At 67.1% G+C, this 3,771-nt stretch carries 4 protein-coding genes; all 4 read left to right on the top strand.

Annotation, left to right across the window (positions count from 1 at the left end; translation table 11 throughout):
• The coding region (locus tag ACESL7_RS14090) for a hypothetical protein (RefSeq protein WP_372893938.1) at positions 1-355 on the top strand (355 nt) is incomplete at its 5' end.
• Positions 352-741, top strand: coding sequence for an MAPEG family protein (locus ACESL7_RS14085; RefSeq protein ID WP_372893937.1), 390 nt, complete (start codon positions 352-354; stop codon positions 739-741). The genes ACESL7_RS14090 and ACESL7_RS14085, both read left to right, overlap by 4 nt.
• Before the next feature lie 98 nt (positions 742-839).
• Positions 840-2,228 carry a dihydrolipoyl dehydrogenase gene (gene lpdA / locus ACESL7_RS14080; protein ID WP_372893936.1) on the top strand — a complete coding sequence of 463 codons (1,389 nt, stop codon included), beginning with the start codon at positions 840-842 and terminating at the stop codon, positions 2,226-2,228.
• A 144-nt stretch (positions 2,229-2,372) separates the two neighbouring features.
• On the top strand, positions 2,373-3,512 hold the full coding sequence (locus tag ACESL7_RS14075; protein ID WP_372893935.1) for a glycosyltransferase family protein: 1,140 nt from the start codon (positions 2,373-2,375) through the stop codon (positions 3,510-3,512).
• The last annotated feature ends 259 nt before the right edge of the window (positions 3,513-3,771 follow it).

Here is a 3,771-nt window from a genome sequence, read left to right as displayed (position 1 = left end):
GATTATCGAGAAGTCGGGGAAATATGTGGAGATACAGGAGCCCATATCTTACGGACGTGCGGCAAAGCTTGTTAATGCGTATTTGAAGGCACTTTACCTTTCTCAGTTTGGAGCGTCGGATCCGACGAGATCCGCGCGGGCGAACGCGATTCACCCGCCCATAGATAATGTCTTGCTGTCGTCTCTAAAAATACACGACCCTGACGAGACCCGGCGAAAGGCATGGAGCCGATTTCACAAGAAACGATGGACCAAGTTCCAAGAGCGTGACTATCTCGAAGTCATTGCACTCGTCACAGAGCTAACCAATGGTAAACGCTGGATGGCGGAAGCCTACTGGCGTGGGTATCAATGACCCCCGAACTCACCGCCCTCGCCCTCGCCGTGCTCCTGCAGGCCGCGCAGCTCGCGCTCTACTCCGTCCTCGGCCAGACGGCCGCCGGCACGCGGGCCGCGCTGAAGCCCCGGGACGAGCCGATCCCGCTCCCGGGCCGCGCGGGCCGCGCCAAGCGCGCGCTCGACAACCACTTCGAGGGGCTGATCCTCTTCACCGCCGCCGTCGTGATCGTCTCCCTCTCGGACGCGGGCACCGCCTTCACCGCCGCCTGCGCCTGGATCTACCTCGCCGCGCGCGTCCTCTACGTGCCCGCCTATCTCTTCGGCTGGGTGCCGGGCCGCTCGCTCATCTGGGCGGCGGGCTTCCTCGCCACCCTCGCCATGATCCTCGCGGCGCTCCTGTGACTTCTTCTTGGCTCAAATATCCCGGGGGGTGAGGCGGCGTCAGCCGCCGAGGGGGGCAGCGCCCCCCTCCCCCGCACACAACGGAAAGGACTGACCCAATGGCCTCCTACGACGTGATCGTGATCGGCTCCGGCCCCGGCGGCTACGTGGCCGCCATCCGCTGCGCGCAGCTCGGGCTCAAGACCGCCTGCGTGGAAGGCCGCGAGACGCTGGGCGGCACCTGCCTCAACGTGGGCTGCATCCCCTCCAAGGCGCTCCTGCACGCCACCCATCAGCTGCACGAGGCCGAGCACAATTTCGAGAAGATGGGCCTCAAGGTCGGCGCCCCCAGGGTCGACTGGTCCGCGATGCGCGCCTACAAGGACGACACCATCGCGCAGAACACCAGGGGCGTGGAGTTCCTCTTCAAGAAGAACAGGATCGACTGGCTCAAGGGCTGGGGCTCGGTCCCCGCGCCGGGCAAGGTCAAGGTCGGCGACGAGACCCACGAGGCGAAGACCATCATCCTCGCCACCGGGTCCGAGGCCTCCGGCCTCCCCGGCGTCGAGATCGACGAGAAGACGGTCGTCACCTCCACCGGCGCGCTGGAGCTTCCGAAGATCCCGAAGAAGATGGTGGTGATCGGCGGCGGCGTGATCGGCCTCGAGATGGGCTCGGTCTATTCCCGCCTCGGCACGGAGGTCACCGTGATCGAGTATCTCGACCACATCGTGCCCGGCATGGACGGCGAGGTGCAGAAGAGCTTCCAGCGCCTCCTGAAGAAGCAGGGGCTCACCTTCGTCATGGGCGCGGCGGTGCAGTCCGTCGAGACGCTCAAAACCAAGTCGAAGGTGCACTACAAGCTCCGCAAGGACGACAGCGACGCCACCCTCGACGCCGACGTCGTGCTCGTCTCGACGGGCCGCAAGCCCTATACCGACGGTCTGGGGCTCGAGGCGCTCGGCGTCGAGATGACGGAGCGCGGACAGATCCGGACGGACGCGCAATGGCGCACCAACGTGGACGGCATCCATGCCATCGGCGACTGCGTCGAGGGCCCGATGCTCGCCCACAAGGCCGAGGACGAGGGCATGGCCGCGGCCGAGGTGATCGCCGGCAAGCACGGGCATGTGAACTACGGCGTCATCCCCAACGTCATCTACACCCACCCCGAGGTGGCCGCCGTCGGCGAGACCGAGGAGAGCCTCAAGGAACAGGGCCGCGCCTACAAGGCGGGCAAGTTCAACTTCATGGGCAACGGCCGCGCGAAGGCCAACTTCGCCGCCGACGGCTTCGTGAAGATACTCGCCGACGCGGAAAGCGACCGCATCCTCGGCGCGCATATCATCGGCCCGATGGCGGGCGACCTGATCCACGAGATCTGCGTGGCGATGGAATTCGGCGCCTCCGCAGAGGACCTGGCGCTCACCTGCCACGCGCATCCCACCTATTCCGAGGCCGTGCGCGAGGCCGCGATGGCCTGCGGCGACGGGCCGATCCACGCCTGAGGGCGGCGGGAAGGGGATCGCCGCGGTCCCCTCCGCCATCCCGCATGAGGCGAGGATCAGTCTCAGAACCAGCCCCTGTCGCAGCCGCTCCGCTTTGGATAAGCTCCTGGCTGGACAGCGCGCGGCAGAGGGTCGGAGGGCAGCATGGTGATGCACCTGCTCGAAGGGATGCACTACGCTGTCGCCAGCCGGCCGGACCACGGCATTCTGGGGCATTTGCACGGGTGGCTCTACGGTCGGCCCTTTCGCGGGCGACGACGCCGTCGCCTTCTGGTGCTCTTCGAGCCGAAGCGCGTTTCCTACGCGTCCGCCTTTGCGTTCCTGTCGGGCGCGCCGACCTTCGAGGCGCGGCACGACGTAGAAATTCGGCTGCTGCCCACGGAAAAGGCGCTGCGCGGCGCTCTGCCGGCCGGGCTCGGCGACGCCACGCATGTCGTCGCGCAATCCTGGCTGACGGACCCGTTGGAGCGACATCAACGGCTTGCCGATGTTCTCGACGCTTTCGGGCCCGATGCGGTCACCGCCTACCTGGACACCTCCGCCAACGCCGACATACGGCTTGCGCGCGTATTCGCGGGGGTCGATTTCTATTTCAAGAAATCGCTTTTCACCGACCGGGCAGCGCACCTGAAACCGACCTACGGTCATACGAACCTGACCGACTACTACGGCCGGCTCTACGGCGTCCCGCAGGAGGAAACGGACTGGTGCGTCCCTCCGGGCGCCCTTCCGAAGCTTCATCTCGCGCCGAACTTCCTCACGGCGCCGGCGTTGCGGCGTGCATTCCTGCGCAACGGCCCCCCGCCCGGCCAGGCCGCGCGCGAGATCACCCTTCACGCGCGCCTTGGCGGCACCGAGGCGGACAACGCCTACGGCGCAATGCGGCGAGCGGCGCTTCGCGCCGTCGAGGATCTGGGCCAAGGTGTCGTGACGGGAACGGGCATCCCCTACCGCCGGTTCATGCAGGAACTCAGCCGCGCGAAAATCTGTTTCAGTCCGTTCGGCTACGGCGAACTCTGCTGGCGCGACATGGAGGCGATCGCGGCCGGGGCAGTCCTCCTGAAGCCGGACATGTCGCATCTGGAGACCACACCGGACCTCTATCGAAACAACGAGACCTATCTCGCGTGTCGATGGGATTTCGCCGACCTGCCCGAAAGGGTGAACGAACTTCTGGCGGACGACGCGCGCCGCGACCGGATCGCCCGCACCGCATGGGAGGCCGCGCGTCAGTACCTGCTGGAGGAGGGGCCGGTGGAAACTTACGCCCCTCTGTTCCGCTAACCTGAGGCACGCCGGCCTGTCATGGGGGACGGCCCCGGCGCGCCGGGGCGCCCGCACGGAACGGCATCAGCGGTCACGGGTCACTGCACCCGCCCGGCCCCCGCGCCCTCGGCCATCAGCGCGTCCGACCGCTCCTCCACCTCGCGTTCCAGCCGGGCCATGAACTCGGCCATCGAAAGGCCCGGCGCGATGGGTTCGAGGAACTCCACCACGGCAAGGCCCGGCTCGCGCCGGATGCCCCGGCGCGGCCAGAAGAGGC

The sequence above is a fragment of the Rhodosalinus sp. genome, assembly GCF_041685465.1.
Classification (GTDB): domain Bacteria; phylum Pseudomonadota; class Alphaproteobacteria; order Rhodobacterales; family Rhodobacteraceae; genus Rhodosalinus.
This window is presented reverse-complemented; position numbering and strand designations above follow the sequence as displayed.